At 59.3% G+C, this 18,097-nt stretch carries 21 protein-coding genes and 1 tRNA gene; 12 read left to right on the top strand and 10 right to left on the bottom strand.

Annotated features, from left to right (window positions below; translation table 11 throughout):
• Position 1 precedes the first annotated feature (1 nt).
• On the top strand, positions 2 to 547 hold the full coding sequence (locus ACR0ER_RS10210; RefSeq protein ID WP_480768827.1) for a sugar O-acetyltransferase: 546 nt from the start codon (positions 2 to 4) through the stop codon (positions 545 to 547).
• Here the strand turns inward: ACR0ER_RS10210 and ACR0ER_RS10215 are convergent.
• The 3 genes from ACR0ER_RS10215 to ACR0ER_RS10225 all read right to left on the bottom strand — a co-directional run bounded on the left by ACR0ER_RS10215 (position 544) and on the right by ACR0ER_RS10225 (position 3,729).
• Positions 544 to 2,352: an ABC-F family ATP-binding cassette domain-containing protein gene (locus ACR0ER_RS10215; protein WP_480768828.1), complete on the bottom strand. Its 1,809-nt coding sequence runs from the start codon at positions 2,350 to 2,352 to the stop codon at positions 544 to 546. The genes ACR0ER_RS10210 and ACR0ER_RS10215 overlap by 4 nt on opposite strands.
• Positions 2,353 to 2,420: 68 nt before the next feature.
• Complete coding sequence (locus tag ACR0ER_RS10220) at positions 2,421 to 3,155, bottom strand: GNAT family N-acetyltransferase (RefSeq protein WP_480768829.1); 735 nt, start codon at positions 3,153 to 3,155, stop codon at positions 2,421 to 2,423.
• 94 nt (positions 3,156 to 3,249) lie between these two features.
• Entirely contained in the window at positions 3,250 to 3,729 is a 480-nt protein-coding gene (locus ACR0ER_RS10225) for an outer membrane protein assembly factor BamE (protein ID WP_170329041.1), read from the bottom strand.
• A gap of 85 nt (positions 3,730 to 3,814) precedes the next feature.
• On the opposite strand from ACR0ER_RS10225, the gene ACR0ER_RS10230 reads away from it, so the two are divergent.
• The 8 genes from ACR0ER_RS10230 (at position 3,815) to ACR0ER_RS10265 (ending at position 9,187) form a co-directional block, all read left to right on the top strand.
• Positions 3,815 to 4,351: a YceD family protein gene (locus tag ACR0ER_RS10230; protein ID WP_480768830.1), complete on the top strand. Its 537-nt coding sequence runs from the start codon at positions 3,815 to 3,817 to the stop codon at positions 4,349 to 4,351.
• 206 nt (positions 4,352 to 4,557) lie between these two features.
• The gene (gene rpmF, locus ACR0ER_RS10235; protein ID WP_008756996.1) at positions 4,558 to 4,764 is read left to right on the top strand and encodes a 50S ribosomal protein L32; all 207 of its coding nucleotides are present in this window, start codon (positions 4,558 to 4,560) and stop codon (positions 4,762 to 4,764) included.
• Positions 4,765 to 4,787: 23 nt separating this feature from the next.
• Entirely contained in the window at positions 4,788 to 5,876 is a 1,089-nt protein-coding gene (plsX, locus tag ACR0ER_RS10240) for a phosphate acyltransferase PlsX (protein WP_170329046.1), read from the top strand.
• Between the two features lie 21 nt (positions 5,877 to 5,897).
• Positions 5,898 to 6,869: a beta-ketoacyl-ACP synthase III gene (locus ACR0ER_RS10245; RefSeq protein ID WP_480768831.1), complete on the top strand. Its 972-nt coding sequence runs from the start codon at positions 5,898 to 5,900 to the stop codon at positions 6,867 to 6,869.
• Between the two features lie 96 nt (positions 6,870 to 6,965).
• Positions 6,966 to 7,268 (top strand): integration host factor subunit alpha, encoded by a 303-nt coding sequence (gene ihfA, locus ACR0ER_RS10250; protein ID WP_008755922.1) that lies wholly within the window; start codon positions 6,966 to 6,968, stop codon positions 7,266 to 7,268.
• A gap of 18 nt (positions 7,269 to 7,286) precedes the next feature.
• Entirely contained in the window at positions 7,287 to 7,907 is a 621-nt protein-coding gene (locus tag ACR0ER_RS10255; RefSeq protein ID WP_480768832.1) for a MerR family transcriptional regulator, read from the top strand.
• 62 nt (positions 7,908 to 7,969) lie between these two features.
• Positions 7,970 to 8,046 (top strand) — tRNA-Pro (locus tag ACR0ER_RS10260).
• Positions 8,047 to 8,107: 61 nt separating this feature from the next.
• Positions 8,108 to 9,187, top strand: a complete 1,080-nt coding sequence (locus tag ACR0ER_RS10265; protein ID WP_480768833.1) for a 2'-deoxycytidine 5'-triphosphate deaminase — start codon at positions 8,108 to 8,110, stop codon at positions 9,185 to 9,187.
• Here the strand turns inward: ACR0ER_RS10265 and ACR0ER_RS10270 are convergent.
• The 6 genes from ACR0ER_RS10270 to argS form a co-directional block, all read right to left on the bottom strand.
• Positions 9,184 to 9,405: a hypothetical protein gene (locus tag ACR0ER_RS10270; RefSeq protein ID WP_480768834.1), complete on the bottom strand. Its 222-nt coding sequence runs from the start codon at positions 9,403 to 9,405 to the stop codon at positions 9,184 to 9,186. The genes ACR0ER_RS10265 and ACR0ER_RS10270 overlap by 4 nt on opposite strands.
• A 65-nt stretch (positions 9,406 to 9,470) precedes the next feature.
• Positions 9,471 to 10,127 (bottom strand): SMC-Scp complex subunit ScpB, encoded by a 657-nt coding sequence (gene scpB / locus ACR0ER_RS10275; protein WP_480768835.1) that lies wholly within the window; start codon positions 10,125 to 10,127, stop codon positions 9,471 to 9,473.
• Complete coding sequence (locus ACR0ER_RS10280; RefSeq protein ID WP_170325216.1) at positions 10,120 to 10,914, bottom strand: segregation and condensation protein A; 795 nt, start codon at positions 10,912 to 10,914, stop codon at positions 10,120 to 10,122. The genes scpB and ACR0ER_RS10280 overlap by 8 nt, the downstream gene beginning before the upstream one ends.
• A complete protein-coding gene (gene nagZ / locus ACR0ER_RS10285) occupies positions 10,904 to 11,911 on the bottom strand; it encodes a beta-N-acetylhexosaminidase (protein WP_480768836.1) in 1,008 nt (335 codons plus the stop codon). The genes ACR0ER_RS10280 and nagZ overlap by 11 nt, the downstream gene beginning before the upstream one ends.
• Complete coding sequence (locus ACR0ER_RS10290; protein WP_480768837.1) at positions 11,908 to 13,020, bottom strand: SPOR domain-containing protein; 1,113 nt, start codon at positions 13,018 to 13,020, stop codon at positions 11,908 to 11,910. The genes nagZ and ACR0ER_RS10290 overlap by 4 nt, the downstream gene beginning before the upstream one ends.
• A 39-nt stretch (positions 13,021 to 13,059) precedes the next feature.
• On the bottom strand, positions 13,060 to 14,805 hold the full coding sequence (argS, locus tag ACR0ER_RS10295) for an arginine--tRNA ligase (RefSeq protein ID WP_480768838.1): 1,746 nt from the start codon (positions 14,803 to 14,805) through the stop codon (positions 13,060 to 13,062).
• Between the two features lie 133 nt (positions 14,806 to 14,938).
• Here argS and ACR0ER_RS10300 point away from each other — a divergent pair, with 133 nt between their 5' ends.
• Positions 14,939 to 15,490: a putative pterin-binding protein gene (locus ACR0ER_RS10300; RefSeq protein WP_480768839.1), complete on the top strand. Its 552-nt coding sequence runs from the start codon at positions 14,939 to 14,941 to the stop codon at positions 15,488 to 15,490.
• Here the strand turns inward: ACR0ER_RS10300 and ACR0ER_RS10305 are convergent, their stop codons facing one another.
• Complete coding sequence (locus ACR0ER_RS10305) at positions 15,491 to 16,633, bottom strand: deoxyguanosinetriphosphate triphosphohydrolase (RefSeq protein WP_480768840.1); 1,143 nt, start codon at positions 16,631 to 16,633, stop codon at positions 15,491 to 15,493.
• 76 nt (positions 16,634 to 16,709) lie between these two features.
• Here ACR0ER_RS10305 and ACR0ER_RS10310 point away from each other — a divergent pair, with 76 nt between their 5' ends.
• Positions 16,710 to 17,033, top strand: a complete 324-nt coding sequence (locus ACR0ER_RS10310) for a HesB/IscA family protein (protein ID WP_170325221.1) — start codon at positions 16,710 to 16,712, stop codon at positions 17,031 to 17,033.
• Positions 17,034 to 17,314: 281 nt separating this feature from the next.
• Positions 17,315 to 18,094 (top strand): exodeoxyribonuclease III, encoded by a 780-nt coding sequence (gene xth, locus ACR0ER_RS10315; protein WP_480768841.1) that lies wholly within the window; start codon positions 17,315 to 17,317, stop codon positions 18,092 to 18,094.
• The last annotated feature ends 3 nt before the right edge of the window (positions 18,095 to 18,097 follow it).

The following is an 18,097-nucleotide window of genomic DNA, read 5'->3' on the forward strand; positions in this document are numbered from 1 at the left end:
CATGACCGAGCGGGAAAAGATGCAGGCCGGACAGTGGTATTGCTGTCTGAACCCGGAACTGGAAGCCCTGCGCGCGCAGGCCCGGCGCGCTGTTCATGCGCATAACGCCTGCCTGCCCGATAACCGCGGTGCGATGGCACCGGAATTGCGGGACCTGTTTGCCGATGCCGGGACCGATTGTTTTCTTGAAGCCCCGTTTCACTGCGCTTACGGCATAAACATCCACCTCGGCGCGCGGGTCTATTTCAACACAGGTTGTGTGGTTCTGGATACGGCACCTGTGCGGATTGGAGACGACACGATGTTTGGACCGCACGTGCAGATCTATTGCGCCCAGCATGCCAAGGACCCGGCTGAGCGGGCACAGGGTCTGGAAATCGGACTACCAGTTACTATTGGCCGAAATGTCTGGGTCGGTGGAGGTGCCATCCTGATGCCCGGCATCACCATCGGTGACAACGCCACCATCGGCGCCGGCAGCGTCGTGACAAAAGACGTCGCAGCCGGAGAAACTGTGGTGGGCAACCCTGCCCGTCCGCGGCCCTAAGCGCCCTCGGCCTTTTCTTCCAGCATCAGCCACTCTTCCTCGGAAGCGGCCAGCTTTTCTTGGCGCTCGACCAGTGCCTCGGTCGCCTTCTGAAACTTGATCGGCTCGCGGGAAAAGAGTTCTGGGTCGGACATGAGCTCTTCCAGCTTGCCGATCTCGGCCTCTAGGCGTTCGATCTCGGCAGGCAGTTTCTCAAGCCGGTGCTTTTCCGAGAAGGACAGACCGGATTTCTGCTGAGCCTCTTGCTTTATCTTTGGCTTGGAGGATTTTGTTTTTTCTTCTTTCTTCGGCAGAAGGTCACCGCGCTGCACTATGTAGTCCGACCAGCCACCTGCATAAACGGTAGCGCGGCCGTTCCCCTCCATCGCGATGGTAGTGGTGGCAACCCGGTCCAGAAAGTCCCGGTCGTGGCTGACCAGCAGGACGGTGCCGTCATAGTCGTCCAGCAGCTCTTGCAACAGGTCCAGCGTTTCCACATCCAGATCGTTGGTTGGTTCGTCCAAGACTAGCAGGTTCGAGGGTTTGGCCATCAGTTTAGCCAACAGCAACCGCGCTTTTTCACCGCCGGACAAGGACTTAACGGCCGCTCTTGCCTGCCGTTCGTCGAACAAAAATTCCTTGAGGTAACCGACTACATGCTTGGGATGACCACCAACCATCACCTGATCGGCCTTGCCCGACACCCGCATCTCGGGGTCACCGGTTAGACTGTCCCAAAGACTCATCTCGGGGTCTAATTGAGCGCGGGTCTGGTCGAACACCGCAACCTCAAGGTTGGTTCCCAAGGTCACCGAGCCCTCATCCGGTTGTTCCTGCACCAGCAGCATCTTCAACAGCGTCGTTTTGCCCACACCGTTGGGACCAACAAAGGCCACGCGATCTCCGCGTTGCACCAACAGGTCAAAGTTCCGAACAATCTGTTGCGCGTCAAAAGACTTGGCCAAACCCTTGGCTTCGATCACCTTTCGCCCGGATTTCGGTCCGGCCTCCAACGTCATTGCCGCTGAACCCTGCCGCTTGATCTGCGCTGCCTTCTCGGCCCGTAACGCCTGCAATGCGCGAACCCGGCCCTGATTGCGTTTGCGGCGGGCGCTGATGCCTTCGACGGCCCACTTGGCCTCGGACTTAATCAGGCGGTTCAGCTTGTGGCGCTGCTGATCCTCTTCGTCCCAGATCTTATCGCGCCAAGCCTCAAAGGCATCAAACCCCTGCTCTTGCCGCCGCACCGCGCCGCGGTCTATCCACAAAGTCGCACGTGTCAACGCGCGCAGAAAGGCCCGGTCATGCGAAATCAGCACGAAGGCCGCCCGGTTCGATCCAAGCTCGCGTTCCAGCCAAGCAATGGCCTCGATATCGAGATGGTTGGTCGGCTCGTCCAGCAGCATCAAGTCCGGCGCCTCGGCCATCAGCTTGGCCAACGCCGCCCGCCGCCGTTCCCCGCCCGAAGCAGTTTCGACCGCGCGTGAAGGATCGAACTTCAACCCCTCACCGGCGCGCTCGACCTTGTAAAGCTCACCCGGCTCCAACCCGCTAGAGGCATAATCACCCAGCGTGGCAAACCCCTCCATTCCAGGGTCTTGTTCCATGTAGCCGACTGATTTTCCCGGAGGTATCACGATGTCGCCGTGATCCGGTTCAACCAGACCGGCCATCACTTTCATCAGCGTCGATTTACCGGATCCGTTCCGCCCCACCAGAGCCACGCGGTCACCCGGTTGAACCACCAGATCAAGCTCGGAAAACACCGGATCGCCCCCGAAGGTCAGGGAAATGCCAGACATCTGCAATAAAGGAATTCTCGCCATGCCCGCCAGCTAAACCGGCGGACAGAAAGCGTCAACGCCCCGGCTTCATCTTTTCATAAATACTCATTCTACCCGGCCACAGCCCGAAGCAAACGTTTTCGGGCCGGGGGAATCGCGCCGATCTCGAGCCCGGTGAAGACATGCAGAGTATTCATTTGGCGGTCCACCACCGCATGATCGCTGACCCAGCCCCCCATCATCAGATAGGTGCGCAGCAAAGGCGGCATCCGCAGCATTGCTTTTTTCGCATCCGGTTTGCGACGCAAACGGGCAGCGAAGCGGAACACGTTCGGGGCCTTGACCCGCGGCAACCAGCGTTTCGGCGCCAGATGCCGGTGTTTAAGCATGGCAAACGCGTCCAGGTACTCCTCGGTCTCGGTTCCAGCGAATGAGGAACAGCCGAACAGCATCTCAACATTGTTCTGATCCACATAAGCCGTCATCGCCCCCCACGCGACGCGCAGGATGTCCGGGTCGGACCAGTTGGGATGGATGCAGAAGCGCCCCATCTCGACCATACGTCCAGTGTACCCCTGCAACGCAGAAAGATCGTAGAATTGTGCCGAATAACTACGGCTAACCTCAGCGCCGTTCTCCATGGTCAGCATTCGGAAGCAGCAAACCAGTCGCCCGTTTTCTCGCATGTCTTCGACGAGTATATGCGCGCAGACCGGGTCAAAATCGTCCTGATCGATCTGGTCCGTGCCAAAAGCCAATGTCCGCAACTGCTGTGCAGACGCCACATCCTGCGGCGATTGCGCCAGACGGGCGCGATACCGGCCTTTGCCAAGCAATAGTGCCATGGTTGCATCCTCCGCGGTTGCCAACCCGTTACGTCTTGCTTCGTCAGTACCACAGTATGTGTGACTGTCGTGTGACCAGATCAAGATGTGGCTTTTATTGCTGAGATGCTCCTGGGATGTTGGCAGGGTTGAAGTTGCCGATGTTACCCAACAACTGACGTATCAGGCCCTGCCCCTGAATGGTGGACTCGGTAATGCGGCGATCCAGCGGAACGACGATGCCGTCCTCAAGCCCGAACCGTTCGATGTTGCGAACGACCCCACGATCATCAAAGCTGATCGCCAGCAGTTCGCGCGAAACCACTTCGGGTTTTTTCGGACCATAATGACGGATGCGCGACCGTACGTAATAAAATCCGGAATCGCGCACCACCCCGGATGAGCTGGGTGCGCCAACGGATTCCAAAACAGTGTCTCGGGTGTCGACGCCCACCTTGATCTCAGCAAGATCCTCAGGGGGCGGCATATAGCCGTGATTCTTGTAGATGGGTGTACAAGCCGTGACCACAGCCAGACAGGCTGCAAAAGCAAGCGCTTTGGACGCCGGATTCAACCTGTTCACAACCTTCAACATTTACACCCTCTTGCCTTGACCCTATGCGGGCCCTATCCGCTTACATCAAACCGCCGCCCCGGTTCAACACAGGAAAGGGTCACGAATGAGCAACCAGACATCTCTGCGGGTGGCCGATCTGCCCCAGAACGCAGCCACCCCCTTTGACTTGCGCCCGGACAGCAAGGCGTTGGAGGCAATCCGGGACGATCTGGGCCTGCTTGGCCTACGCAAGCTCAGCTTTGTGGGTGACGTAAGGGCACAGGGTAAACGCGACTGGGCGCTGAGCGGAAAATTGGGCGCCACGGTGATTCAGCCCTGCGTCGTGACCCTGGAACCGGTGACCACTCGCATCGACATTCCCGTCACACGGATTTTTGTTGCAGATTGGGTCGACCCTGAAGAGCCCGAGTTCGAAATCCCCGAAGGCGACGAGACCGAACAGCTGGGCGCCGAGATCGACCCGGCGCTTGTTATGGTCGAGGCCCTATCGCTGGCCCTGCCCCAATACCCGCGCAAAGAAGGCGCTGAGCTGGGTCAGGTAGACTTTACTGAGCCGGGCAAACAGGCGATGACAGACGAAGACGTTAAGCCGTTTGCCGGGTTGGCAGGTTTGCGCGATGCGTTTAAAAAAGACGAGTGACATAGGTCTGTTTTCCTGTCATAGCAGGCGCTCAGAAAAATCGCTTGAACATGTCGAGAATCGCAGTATTTTCGCGCGCTCATCGGAATTTGGGTTGGACAACGTAGGGCTCGTACCCTAAACGCGCGTCAAACCACGATAAAAACGAAGAATGAAACCCGGTCGGCGGCGAATCTGCTGACCCTCAGTAGACAAAGGTTGAGACCATGGCCGTCCAACAGAACAAAGTTTCCAAGTCGCGTCGCAACAACCGCCGCGCACACGACGCTCTGGTTGCTGCAAACCCGAACGAATGCCCGAACTGTGGCGAGCTGAAGCGCCCGCACCACGTCTGCGCATCCTGCGGTCACTACGATGATCGTGAAGTCGTCGCACAAGCCGACGAAATCGATCTGGACGAAGACGCGGCCTAAGCCTTTAAAAGCGCAGGCAAGGCATGACTGAACAGCCCTCGCACGCCGGACGGATTACCATCTCGGTTGACGCTATGGGCGGAGACTCGGGGCCCGCAACCGTGGTTGCGGGCATTGCCAAATCGGCAGACAAGAACCCCGATATCGCGTTCGTCCTGCACGGGCCTGAACAGGTTCTGCGCAAACTTGTCGCCAAACGGCGTGTCCTGCAGGGACGCGTCGTTTTTCGTGATTGCCCTGATGTGGTTACGATGGAGGACAAGCCCAGCCAGGTTGTCCGCAACGGCAAACAGACCTCGATGTGGTCGACGCTGGATTCGGTGCGCGCAGGCGAAGCACACGGCGCTGTGTCTTGCGGCAATACCGGCGCGCTGATGGCGCTGTCGATGATGCGGCTGCGCAAATTGCCGGGCGTCAACCGTCCTGCGATTGCGATTCTGTGGCCGTCGCGCAACCCGCAGGGGTTCAACGTGATGTTGGATGTGGGTGCCGACGTGCGCGCCGACGCCAAGGATTTGCTGCAATATGCGCTGATGGGCGCGTCTTATGCTCGCAACGGCATGGCGCTGGAACGTCCGCGCATTGGTCTGCTGAACGTCGGCACCGAAGAACACAAGGGCCGCTCTGAGCTGAAAGAAGCGCACGCGATGATCGCGGATTTCGCAGAGCAGGCGAATTTCGATTTTGTCGGCTTCGTTGAGGGCAGCGACATTCCCGGTGATAAAGCAGATGTGGTTGTCACAGATGGGTTTACCGGCAACGTCGCGATCAAGACCGGCGAAGGCACGGCCAGCCTGATTGGCGACCTGCTACGCCAAGCTTTCAAATACTCTCCGCTGTCCCGGTTGGCCTCTGTGTTGGCGATTACTTCGCTAAATCGTCTGAAAAAACGTATAGACCCGCGCCGTGTGAATGGCGGGGTTTTCCTTGGCCTCAACGGAACCGTGGTCAAGTCGCACGGTGGCGCGGATGCCACCGGAGTCTCAGCGGCAGTTAAACTGGCCTTTACTCTGGCACAGTCTGGTTTTGCCGAAAAATTGGCGGCACGGGTTGCATCGACAGCCGAGCTTGCACAAGATGCCGCCCACACGCCGCCAAAGGCCGGCGAATAACAAAAAAGGCAGTACCCAAGCATGGCAGGCCGTTCAGTTGTCGTAGGTGTCGGACACTATTTGCCAGAGCGCGTTGTTCCGAACTCCGAGTTTGAAAAGACGCTCGATACAACGGATGAGTGGATCAGAACCCGCTCGGGTATTGAACGACGCCATTTTGCTGCTGACGATGAATCCACCTCGGATCTGGCCACCAAAGCGGCCGAGGCCGCGCTGGCCGATGCGGACCTGGCAGCGGACGATATCGACGCGATCATCGTGGCGACCTCGACTGCCGACCTGACCTTTCCGTCTGCCGCAACCATGGTTCAGGCCCGGTTGGGCATGACCAAGGGCTTTGCCTTTGACGTTCAGGCCGTTTGTGCCGGGTTCGTCTTTGCGCTTAGCAACGCCAACGCCCTGATCCTGTCGGGTCAGGCCAAACGTGTGCTGGTGATCGGGGCCGAGACCTTCTCGCGAATCATGGATTGGACCGACCGATCGACCTGTGTGCTGTTCGGCGATGGCGCCGGTGCTCTGGTTCTTGAACTGCAAGAGGGTGCAGGCACGTCCGATGATCGCGGCATTCTAGCGACCGATCTGAATTCGGACGGTCGGTACAAGGACCTGCTTTATGTGGATGGCGGCGTATCGACCCAATCGACCGGCCATTTGCGGATGCAAGGTAATCAGGTTTTCCGCCATGCCGTTGAAAAATTGGCGAAAACTGCGGAAACTGCACTGGGGGCTGCTGGCCTCGGCAGTGCGGAAGTGGACTGGATCGTGCCGCATCAGGCCAATATTCGCATCATTCAGGGCACCGCCAAGAAAATGGGGCTGCCGATGGATAAAGTGGTAGTCACGGTACAGGACCACGGCAACACATCGGCGGCATCGATTCCCCTCGCGCTGTCCGTCGGCAAGCAGCGCGGCCAAATTAAGTCAGGTGATCTGATTGTAACTGAGGCCATCGGAGGCGGTCTGGCTTGGGGTGCCGTCGTCTTACGCTGGTAACCGGCGCAAATCGGCTTACACACACGCCCGCAATTCATTGATATTGACAGCGAATTTCCCCACGCCGTATTCTTTGGTATCAACAGGGGAAAAGGTATGGGCGATAAAACACTGACCCGAATGGATCTGAGCGAAGCCGTCTTTCGCGAGGTTGGCTTGTCACGCAACGAAAGTGCGCAGCTGGTAGAAAGCGTTCTGAACCACATGTCCGACGCGTTGGTGCGTGGCGAGCAGGTCAAGATTTCGTCTTTTGGCACCTTCAGCGTTCGGGACAAGACCGCGCGTATCGGCCGCAACCCCAAAACCGGCGAAGAGGTTCCGATTCAACCCCGTCGCGTACTGACTTTCCGCCCGTCGCACCTGATGAAGGATCGCGTCGCCGCAGGGAACCGCAAGTAAGATCAGGACGGCACGGTCATGAGCAAGTCCCCCGACGCGTTTCGCACAATCAGTGAAGTTGCGGATTGGCTGGGCGTTCAGGCTCATGTCCTGCGATTCTGGGAAAGCCGTTTCAGTCAGGTCAAACCAGTGAAACGCGCCGGGGGTCGACGCTACTACCGACCCAACGACATGCGACTTCTGGGCGGTATCAAAAAACTGCTGCACGAGGACGGTATCACCATCAAGGGTGTTCAACGCATCCTGCGCGAACAGGGCGTGGCTCATGTCGCGGCGCTGTCGCAGGGGCTGGACGAGGTGGCAGAGCCGGAAACTTCGAAGAACGACAGCGTGGTCGTCCCCTTCACCGCGAAGCCTGACCCGGCCAGCGAACAGATCAATCTGGACTTGGGCGATTCTGCCCCCGAGCCCACGGCCCCGCAAACGGCAGAAGCGCCGCTGGCCAAACCCGCAGCACCGGAACAGATCGCCCCAAAGGCCGAGCCTGAGTATCTGGATGAAGCGCCCCTGCTCGGTGGAATCGCGACGCAGGCATGGAATCGGACCGAATTCGACGACCAGTTGTTGAAACAGATCGCACCGGTAGCAAAGGACCTGCGCGCCGTTCTAAACCGCATTGAAAACCGATCGGCGGGATAAGAAAAAAAGGCGATGATTTCCTCTTGCCCCTGCCGGGAAAGTCTTTATGAACACCTCAACGTCGGGCTATGGCGCAGCCTGGTAGCGCGTCCGTCTGGGGGACGGAAGGTCGCAGGTTCGAGTCCTGCTAGCCCGACCAAATCACACCGACGTTTATGGCAGACAGGCCAGATCCCGCTCTGGCACCAGGGGGGATCGGAATGACAGGTGTATGCCCAAACCAACAGATCGAAGGCATGATTGCGCGTGGTGAAATCACCGCCAGCCCCGAGGTCAGTCCCGCGCAGGTCCAACCAGCCAGCCTAGACTTACGTCTGGGAACAGTCGCTTACCGCGTGCGCGCATCATTTTTGGCGGGCGAAGGACGGTCCGTCGCCGACCGTTTGGCCGAGTTTGAGATGCACCGCATCGACATTTCCGACGGCGCTGTGCTGGAAAAAGGCTGCGTCTATCTGGTGCCCCTGATGGAATCGCTGGCCCTGCCCGAGACCGTGACTGCCGTCGCCAATGCCAAAAGCTCGACTGGGCGGCTCGACCTGCTGACCCGTACCATCACCGATGGCGGCACCGAGTTCGACCGGGTTCCGGCCGGTTATACCGGACCGCTTTATGCTGAGATCTGCCCACGTTCCTTCTCGGTTCTGGTGCGTCCGGGAATGCGGCTGAACCAGATTCGGTTCCGGCAAGGACAGGCCGTGCTCAGCGACGCGGAACTAACGGCGCTGCACAACGACTCGCCGCTGGTCGATGGTCCGGCGGTGATACAGGATGGGCTGGGTTTTTCGGTCGATCTGCAACTGCCCGATACCGATCTGGTGGGGTACCGCGCCAAGCCGCATACCGGCGTGATCGATCTGGAACGGATCGGCGAATACGACCCGCAGGAATACTGGGAAGAAGTGCGCACAAGCGATGGCCGCATCATACTGGACCCGGGCGCGTTCTATATTCTGGTCAGCCGCGAGGCCGTCCACATCCCGCCGATGTACGCCGCGGAAATGGCCCCCTATCTGGCGATGGTGGGCGAATTCCGGGTGCACTACGCCGGTTTCTTTGATCCGGGCTTTGGCCACGCTGAAGCCGGTGGCGCCGGATCGCGCGGTGTGCTTGAGGTACGCTGCCACGAAGCACCTTTTGTGCTCGAACACGGCCAGGTCGTCGGACGGCTAGTTTATGAAAAGATGGCCGAGATGCCCACGCAGCTATATGGCGCGGGCATTGCGTCAAACTATCAGGGACAGGGGCTGAAGCTGTCCAAGCATTTCAAGGCAGTTGGTTAGAACTTAATGAACCGGCGCATCTGCCGGGTCATCCGCTGCGCCTGTCTCAGGTTTTGCGATGGGCGAGGACCGTTGGTTTGCCTGCGGTTAGCCCCGGATTTCTGATCCGGTTTGCCTCCCATGCGACTGGCCATGTCAAAGCCCTTGTCCACACCTTTACTGACAAGGCGGCGCATGACCTGGCGCACGATCATGTCGATGATCCGATTGGCGTTCATTGCTCAACTCCGTTTTCTTGCCGTTCAACATAGGGGGCTCAAGTGACAACAAAAGGGCCGCGTGATCACTCTTCCTCGAACAGTTCGGTCTGATCTTCGTCTGCTTCGTCCTCGCGCCCCTCGCCCAGCGGGATCGTGCCTGGTGGAGGCCGGTTTTCCAGCAAGCCAGCCGCGCGCAATTCCTTCAACCCCGGCAAATCACGCGCATTCTCAAGCCCGAAATGGTCAAGGAATTGCGGCGTCACCACAAAGGTTACCGGACGGCCCGGAGTCATGCGGCGACGGCCCAGACGGATCCACTCCATCTCAAGCAACTGATCGATGGTTCCGCGAGACACCGACACACCGCGGATCTCTTCGATTTCGGCCCGTGTGCAGGGTTGGTGATAAGCTACGATAGCCAGTGTTTCGATCGCGGCCCGGCTGAGCTTGCGAGTCTCAACCGTTTCTTTCTGCATCAGAAAACCCAGATCAGGGGCTGTGCGGATGGCCCAGGCCTCGCCCACGCGAACCACGCGAACACCACGGCCTTCATAGCGTTTCTGAAGCATTTCAACCGCTTGCGCCGCGTCGCTGCCGTGGGGCATCCGCGCCTCAAGGTCGCCAATTGTCACCGGTTCGGCGCTGGCGAACAGCACGGCTTCGACCATGCGTTCCTGTTCCGCAATGGGTGGCGCTTCGAACAGGGTGCCGGTGCCTTCTTCTTGCGGTTCGTCAGTCACGTGTGTCAGTCCTCTTGCGCAGATGGATCGGGGCAAAGGTCTCGCTTTGCTTGATCTCCATATGTCCTTCTTTCACCAGCTCCAGCGAGGCCGCAAAGGTCGCCGCCGTGGCCGATCTGCGGCGCACCGGATCGGCATCCCAGCCGTCGGGCAGGTAGGTCTCCATATCCGTCCAGGTGCCCGCGAACCCGATCAAAGGGCGCATCCGTTCCAACGCCTGCTCCATCGTGAACACGGCGTCGCGGTCCATTACAAAGGGCCGGAATTCGTCGCGCGTCCGAATGCGGGCATAGCCCTGCATCAGGTCCAGAAGAGTGGCGGAATATGTCACGGTGCGAATGCGGGTGATATCCTCACCCTGCCCGCGTTTGAAGAAATCGCGGCCCAGTTGGTCGCGCGCCATCAGGCGGGCGGCGGAGTCACGCATGGCCTGCAGACGTTCCAGTTGGAACGCCAGGTGTGCCGCCAGTTCCTCGCCCGAGGGGCCCTCGTCATCCGGGTCGGGTGGCAACAACAGACGGGATTTCAGGAAAGCCAGCCAGGCAGCCATCACCAGATAATCCGCCGCCAGTTCGATCCGCAGCGCCCGGGCTTTTTCCACGAAGGCCAGATATTGCTGCGCCAACGCCAGAACCGAGATTTTCCGCAGATCGACCTTTTGCGTCCGTGACAGGGTCAGCAGCACATCCAGCGGGCCTTCGAACCCGTCGACATCAACGATCAGGGCTTCGGCAGCCAGTCGATCGGCGACCGAAACCGGGTCTTCGCTGAAAAGATTATCGTTCATATACCTGCCCGCCCATTAGGGCAGATAGTTCCGCCTCGGCGGCCTGGATGTCAAGTTCCGCAGGCTTTTGCCGCATCGACAGCGCCTTTTCCGCGCGCTTCCCGGCCTGTTCGGTCATTTCTCCGGCGGCGTCCAGAACCTTGGCGCGGGCGTCGAACGAGCCATTGCAGTGCAGAACCACATCGCACCCGGCGTCCAGCGCCTGACGGGCGATGTCCTCGGGTGCGCCACTGAGAGCCTTCATCGAGATATCGTCAGTCATGATCAGCCCGTCGAACCCAATCTTGTCGCGGATCAGGCCAATCATTGTCGGCGAAATCGTCGCTGGCTGCGGATCGATCCGGTCATAGACCAGATGGGCGGTCATCCCCATTGGCAGGTCGTTCAGATCGCGAAATGGCGCGAAATCAGCCTGTTCCAGCGCATCCTGCGTCAGGTCCACATGCGGTAGGTCGTGATGGCTGTCGAGCGTGGACAGACCGTGCCCCGGCATATGCTTGATGACGGGCAGCACGCCGCCATCCAGATGGCCTCTTGCAACGGCCTTCCCCAAGTGGGAAACCTGTTTGGGATCAGAACCATAGCAGCGATTCTTCAGAAACTTGTGCGTATCCTCTCGCGCCAGATCGACCATCGGCGCGCAGTTGCTGTCGATACCCAGCCCGAACAGTTCATCCGCAATCAGCCGATAACGCAGATACATCGCCCGTTCGGCCTGATCCCCAGCCCGCGCAGCGTGATCCAGCGGCGGCAACCATTCGCGGGCCAGAGGTGCGCGCAGGCGCTGTACCCGGCCGCCCTCCTGATCGATGGTGATGGGGCAATTTCGGCCCACCGCCTCGCGGAACTCATCGCACAGGGCACGGACCTGATCGGCGGTGTCGATGTTGCGGGCAAACAAAATGAACCCGAACGGTTTCATCTCGCGAAACAGTTTCTTTTCGTTAGGCGTCAGGTGCAGGCCTTCGGCATCGGTGATCGCCGCGCCGAAACTCACCGAGCGGCCACCGGAATACAGTCCGCACCGCGCGCCTCGAGAGCGGCACAGAACTGACGCGAGTCGCTCAGGTCATCAAACCCCAGCACGCGCAGGCGATAGAAGGTCCGCCCCCCGCGTGAAGTTTTCTGGATAACGCGCTGTTTTCCATCCATATAGTCTCCGAACCGACTATTCAGTCGATCCCATTCAGCGCGTGCAACGTCCGAGCTCTCATAAGCACCAAGCTGCGCCATGCGTGTGCCTTTGGACAGCGTATCAGGGTCAATATCCACACCGACGGCGGCTTTGACGGCAGCGTTGATTGCATCCTCGGCACTGCTGTTCGACGTGATGCGGCTAGGAGTCGCCCGGGCCGGACGCGTGATCGGGCGCAGAGACCGGCGGACCCCCGGCAACGCGGCCAGTTCCGGATCGGGCAGTTGCGCGGCCAGATCGGCGGGGTCGATCGCAGGCTCTTCTTCAGGCAAGGACAGGGCGGCCAATTGCACACCTTCTTCCTCCGGTTCGTCTATCCGCGCTGCATCTCCAGCCAGTTCTGAGACCAGTGCGTCCACCGCACCCTGACGCAGCTCAGCGGCCTCCTGATTGGAAATCTCTTCCTGAACTACATGCACAGCCGGAGTGGGTTTCAGAGGTTCAACCGGTGTATCTTCATCAGTCAGCGACACCGGACGCGGGGCAAGGATCAGACGATCCGCAGGCGGTGCAGCCGTTCCCACCGCAGCCACGGCATTAACGGCCAGACCCTGATGATCCGCAGGCGTTCCGCCCGGGTTTTCGGGCTGAATGCGCATCGGCCCTTCGATGGCCCTTACAACCGGCACACCGGACACATCGCGCATCACCAGCTTGTAGCCCCAGACGCCGATTCCAGCGACCAGAGCGAGGGACGCAACCGCCCCCATCGCATTGACGATACGGCTCAGACCCGCTGCGCGCGGTGCTTCTTCATATCCGTACATTTCGTCGGAATAATCGTACCCATCCTGCGGATGTGGTTGATTCGTGTAATGCATCTGCTCGGGGCGCGCTTGCCCCGAGTAATCGTAACTCGCCATATCCGCCTCACCGCCCGATAGCGCCTTAAAACGTGGCGCGCGGGTCATTTCTTGTCTGCCTCGTTCCGGCGGTTCGGGCGGTGTTTGTTACCGCATCTCCTGCGCCGGAGTGACGCCAAGAATACCCAAGCCCGCTGAAATCACAACAGAAACAGCCCGGGCCAATGCGATTTTTGACTGGCTTGTGGCAACATCGCCATCCTGAATGAAGCGCAGCTGCGTTTCATCATTGCCCTTGTTCCACAGAGCGTGGAAATCCCCTGCGAGTTCATACAGATAGAAGGCAACGCGATGCGGTTCGTTGGTGCGCGCGGCGATCTCGACCAGACGTGGCCATTCGGCCAGTTTCTTGGCAACCGTCAGTTCCGAGGCATGGTCGTTCTTGCTCAGATCAGCGCCTTTCAAGGTCGCATCGTCGGCGGCAATGCCGGCCTCAGCCGCGCGGCGCAGCACGCTCATGACACGGGCATGGGCGTATTGCACGTAGAACACGGGGTTCTCGCGGCTCTGTTCCAGCACCCTGTCGAAATCGAAGTCCAGCGGCGCGTCGTTCTTACGGGTCAGCATCACGAACCGGGTCACATCCGGGCCCACCTGATCGACCACATCGCGCAGGGTGACAAAGTTCCCTGCCCGTTTCGACATCTTGAAGGGCTCGCCATTCTTCCACAGCTTCACCAGCTGGGTCAGCTTGATATCCAGCGGCACCTTGCCGTCAGACAGAGCCGAAACAGCCGCCTTCATCCGTTTGACATAGCCACCGTGGTCCGCTCCGAACACGTCGATCAGCGCGTCAAATCCACGGGTCACCTTGTCATAGTGATAAGCGATATCCGGGGCGAAATAAGTCCAGCTGCCGTCCGACTTCTTGACCGGGCGGTCGACGTCGTCGCCATGCTCGGTGGATTTGAACAGGGTCTGCTCACGCGGCTCCCAATCCTCGGGCTTCTTGCCCTTCGGCGGCTCCAGCACGCCTTCATAGATCAGGCCCTTGTCGGTCAGAGACTGCAGCGCAGCTTCGATCCGGCCGGTGCCGTAGAGCGATTTCTCTGAGAAGAACACGTCCATCTCGACGCCCAGCGCCTTCAGGTCGGCGCGGATCAGGTCCATCATCGCATCGGTGGCAAAGTTGCGCAGCTCTTCCAGCCACTCGCTTTCCGGTTTGTCGATCAGGCTGTCGCCGTATTTCTCTTTTAGCGCCTCGCCAATCGGTATCAGGTAGTCGCCCGGGTACAGGCCCTCGGCGATCTCTGGGCTCAGGCCATTGGCCTCGCGATAGCGTTCATAGGCCGAGCGCGCCAGTACATCCACCTGCGCACCGCCGTCGTTGATGTAATATTCGCGAGTTACATCATGGCCCGAGTAGGCCAGCAAGCTCGCCAGAGCATCACCGAACACGGCGCCCCGAGTATGACCAACATGCAGCGGGCCTGTGGGGTTCGCAGACACGTACTCCACGTTCACCTTCTGGCCATGCCCCATGGTCGAGCGGCCGTAGTCGGTGCCCTTCTCCAGCACCGCTGCCAGAACGCCCTGCCAGACCGACGGCGCAAGACGCAAGTTTAGGAAACCCGGACCGGCCACCTCGGCACTGGTGATACGGTCATCAGCCGCCAGTTTCCCGGCCAGCACATCGGCAATGTCGCGCGGCTTCATCTTGGCCGGTTTGGCCAGTACCATCGCAGCATTGGTTGCCATGTCGCCATGCGCGGCATCGCGCGGCGGTTCAACTGCCACGTTGTCAAAACTCAGCCCCTCGGGCAACGCGCCTTCGGACTGCATCTGTGCCAGCGCGTCCAGTACGAGGCCGCGGATCTCGGAAAACAGGTTCATTTCGGATGTCCTTTTGCTTGCCCGGCGGTTTATCACGCAAGGCGGCAAGGTCAATGGAAGCCTAAAGATTGAGCTTGGTTTAGCGGCAAACCCCGGTAATGTCGGCAAGACTTTTATTGCCGGAGACCCGCCGATGCGCCTTGCCTTGCCCCTTGCCCTGTTGCTGACAACCTCGTTTCCCGCCATTGCCGACATCCCGGCACCTACCGGCCATGTCCTCTTGACGTTGGGCGGTGTTGTGACCGAAACCAATCTGCCAGCCCGAGGGGAAGATGACGGTGGCCTACTGGGCTACCTTGAAGTTCAACACGATGGTGCTGCCGGTTTTGACGCGGCAATGCTGGATGGGCTGGAACAGGTCGAGATCACGATCACATATGGCCCCGAAGGTAAACAGCGCGAGATCGCCTTTTCCGGCCCTTTGCTGTCTGACGTGATGACGATGGCCGGAGCTGCAGGGAAAACCGCGAAACCTATGGCGCTGGATGGGTACCAGTCGGAAATTGAATGGGAGAGCATTACAGCACATCAGCCCATCGTCGCGACCCATGCAAATGGGTCTCCAATGGGGATCGGTGGCTATGGTCCTACCATGATCGTGTTCCCGCCGACCGATGATGCGGAGCTGGCGCAGAAACAATCCGGTCAACAGGTTTGGGCACTGGCCTATATCGGCGTCGAGTAACTACTCGCCTGTCAGCTTTTTGTGATCCTGAAGGGCAAACCGGTCTGTCATTCCGGCAATATAGTCCGACACGATCCGGGCTAGCGCGGTTTCATCCGGCGCCGCCTCAATGTTGTCGTGCCAGCGCGTTGGCATCTGTTTCGGGTCGTTAAGGTATATCGGAAACAGCTCCTGTACGACCGCGCTGACTTGGGCGCGTACTTCCATCACACTGGGCGCGCGGTACATTCGTGTGAACAGGAATGCGCGAATTTCCTTGAGCTGCGCCCATAGCCCGTTTGAGAACTGGACAACCGGATAGCCCAGATACCGGATATCTTCGACCGTCTGCGCCCCCGAAGCAGCGATCAGCCCGCGCGAAGTGTCGATCACGTCTGACACCATGACGCCAAACACACGCCGCAACGCTTCGTGTCTGCGGCGATACGGGTCGAGACCGGGATACTTGCGATCCACCTCGGCATAGCAGTCACCCACGATCGGCAATTGCTGGATTTCGTCGTCTGTGAACAGGTTGGCGCGCAGGCCGTCCAGCAGATCGTGGTTATTATAAGCAATGTCATCAGACAGCGCGGCCACCTGTGCCTCGGCACTGGCATGAGTGTGCAGTTCCAGATCGAAACCTTCGTTGCACTCGGCCAGAGCCCAGGGCAAATCCCCTACGACCGGCCCGTTGTGCTTGGCGATGCCCTCAAGACACTCCCAAGTCAGGTTGCAGCCATCGAATTCGGCATAGTGGCGTTCCAGTTTGGTGACGATCCGGATGGCCTGCGCGTTGTGGTCGAAGCCGCCATAAGGCACCATCAGCGCATGCAGTGCATCTTCCCCAGTATGACCAAACGGCGTATGTCCAAGGTCGTGCGCCAGCGCCACCGCCTCGGTCAGTTCCGGGTTCAACCCCAAAGCCCCGGCAATGGTCCGCGCCACCTGCGCCACTTCGATGGAATGGGTCAGACGGGTTCGATAGCTGTCGCCCTCATGCTCAACAAACACCTGGGTCTTGTGTTTAAGTCGCCGAAACGCGCTGGCATGAATGATCCGGTCGCGATCACGCTGAAAGCATGACCGGAAGCTGCTCTCCTCCTCCGGCACAAGCCGCCCTCTTGCGCGGCCTGGGTCCGAGGCAAAACCCGCTCTGTCCAAAGGTCTTGTCCTTGTCGCCTGTCGTTAGGTTTCATATATTGTAGTGTGCTTAGGAAATAAACCTTTGGAGTCTGGCATGAATCTGCCCCCGACAGTTACTGAACGCGCTTTTGACCGACTCGCCGAAATTGGCGCGGCGGATCAGGGGCAGGCTTTGCGCGTTGCCGTGGAAGGCGGCGGATGCTCTGGTTTTCAATACGAAATCGCGTTGGATGAACCGAAAGAGGATGATCTTGTGCTGGAAGGCAAAGGTCAAAAGGTGATTGTAGACTCGATTTCTCTGCCGTTTCTGGAAAACGCTGTAATCGATTTTACGCAGGAACTGATCGGCGCACGTTTTGTGATCGAGAATCCTAACGCCACCTCATCCTGCGGCTGCGGTACGTCTTTTTCGATGTAATCGCCGGTGGGGGCTTTGCCCCCACACCCCCAGGATATTTTTGGACAGATGAAGCAGGGATCCGCTCTCCGACCATCCATCGGAGAGCTTCACCTGTCGCGGTCATCGGCGTCCCCGCCTGTACCGTACTCGTTTCTTCGAGCAAATTGGTTAAGGATCCGTTTCTTCATCTGTCTAAAAATATCCCGGAGCGCGAGGCAGAGCCTCGCCAATCCGCCATCCGCCTTGCCGTTGGGCCGGTTCTGGGCGATAGGTTGCGTTAAGCCACCGGAGGATCGCGCATGAAAATCGCCACATTCAACATCAATGGCATCAAAGCGCGGGCCGAGGCCCTACCCCGTTGGCTTGATGATGCGCAGCCAGATGTTGTGCTGCTGCAAGAGATCAAATCGGTGGATGAAAACTTCCCACGCGAATTGTTCGAAGAACGTGGCTATAACGTCGAAACGCACGGGCAAAAAAGCTTCAACGGTGTCGCGATCCTGTCGAAGCTACCTCTGGAAGACGTATCTCGTGGCCTGCCCGGTGACGACGAGGATGAGCAGGCACGCTGGATTGAGGCCACGGTGGTTGGTAAAAAGGCGCTGCGCATTTGCGGCCTGTATCTACCCAATGGCAACCCCGCGCCGGGTCCGAAATACGACTACAAACTGGCCTGGATGGAACGTCTGTATCAGCGCGCCCGTGGTTTGATGGCCAGTGAAGAAGTGGCGCTGATGGCCGGTGACTACAATATTATCCCTCAGGCCGAGGACGCAGCCCGCCCCGATACCTGGCGTGAAGATGCGCTGTTCCGGCCCGAAAGCCGCGCCGCGTTTCGCAAGGTTCTGAACCTCGGGTTCACCGAGGCTTTCCGAGCCCGCACGCAAGGACCCGGTCATTACTCTTTCTGGGACTATCAGGCAGGCGCTTGGAACAAAAATGACGGCATCCGCATCGACCACTTTCTACTGACGCCTCAGGCAGCTGACCTGATGCGCGACTGCCAGATTGATTCAGCGGTACGCGGCCACGAAAAACCCTCGGATCACGTGCCGGTCTGGATTGATCTCGATCTGTGACCG

It is taken from the genome of Ruegeria sp. CH8 (assembly GCF_056536985.1).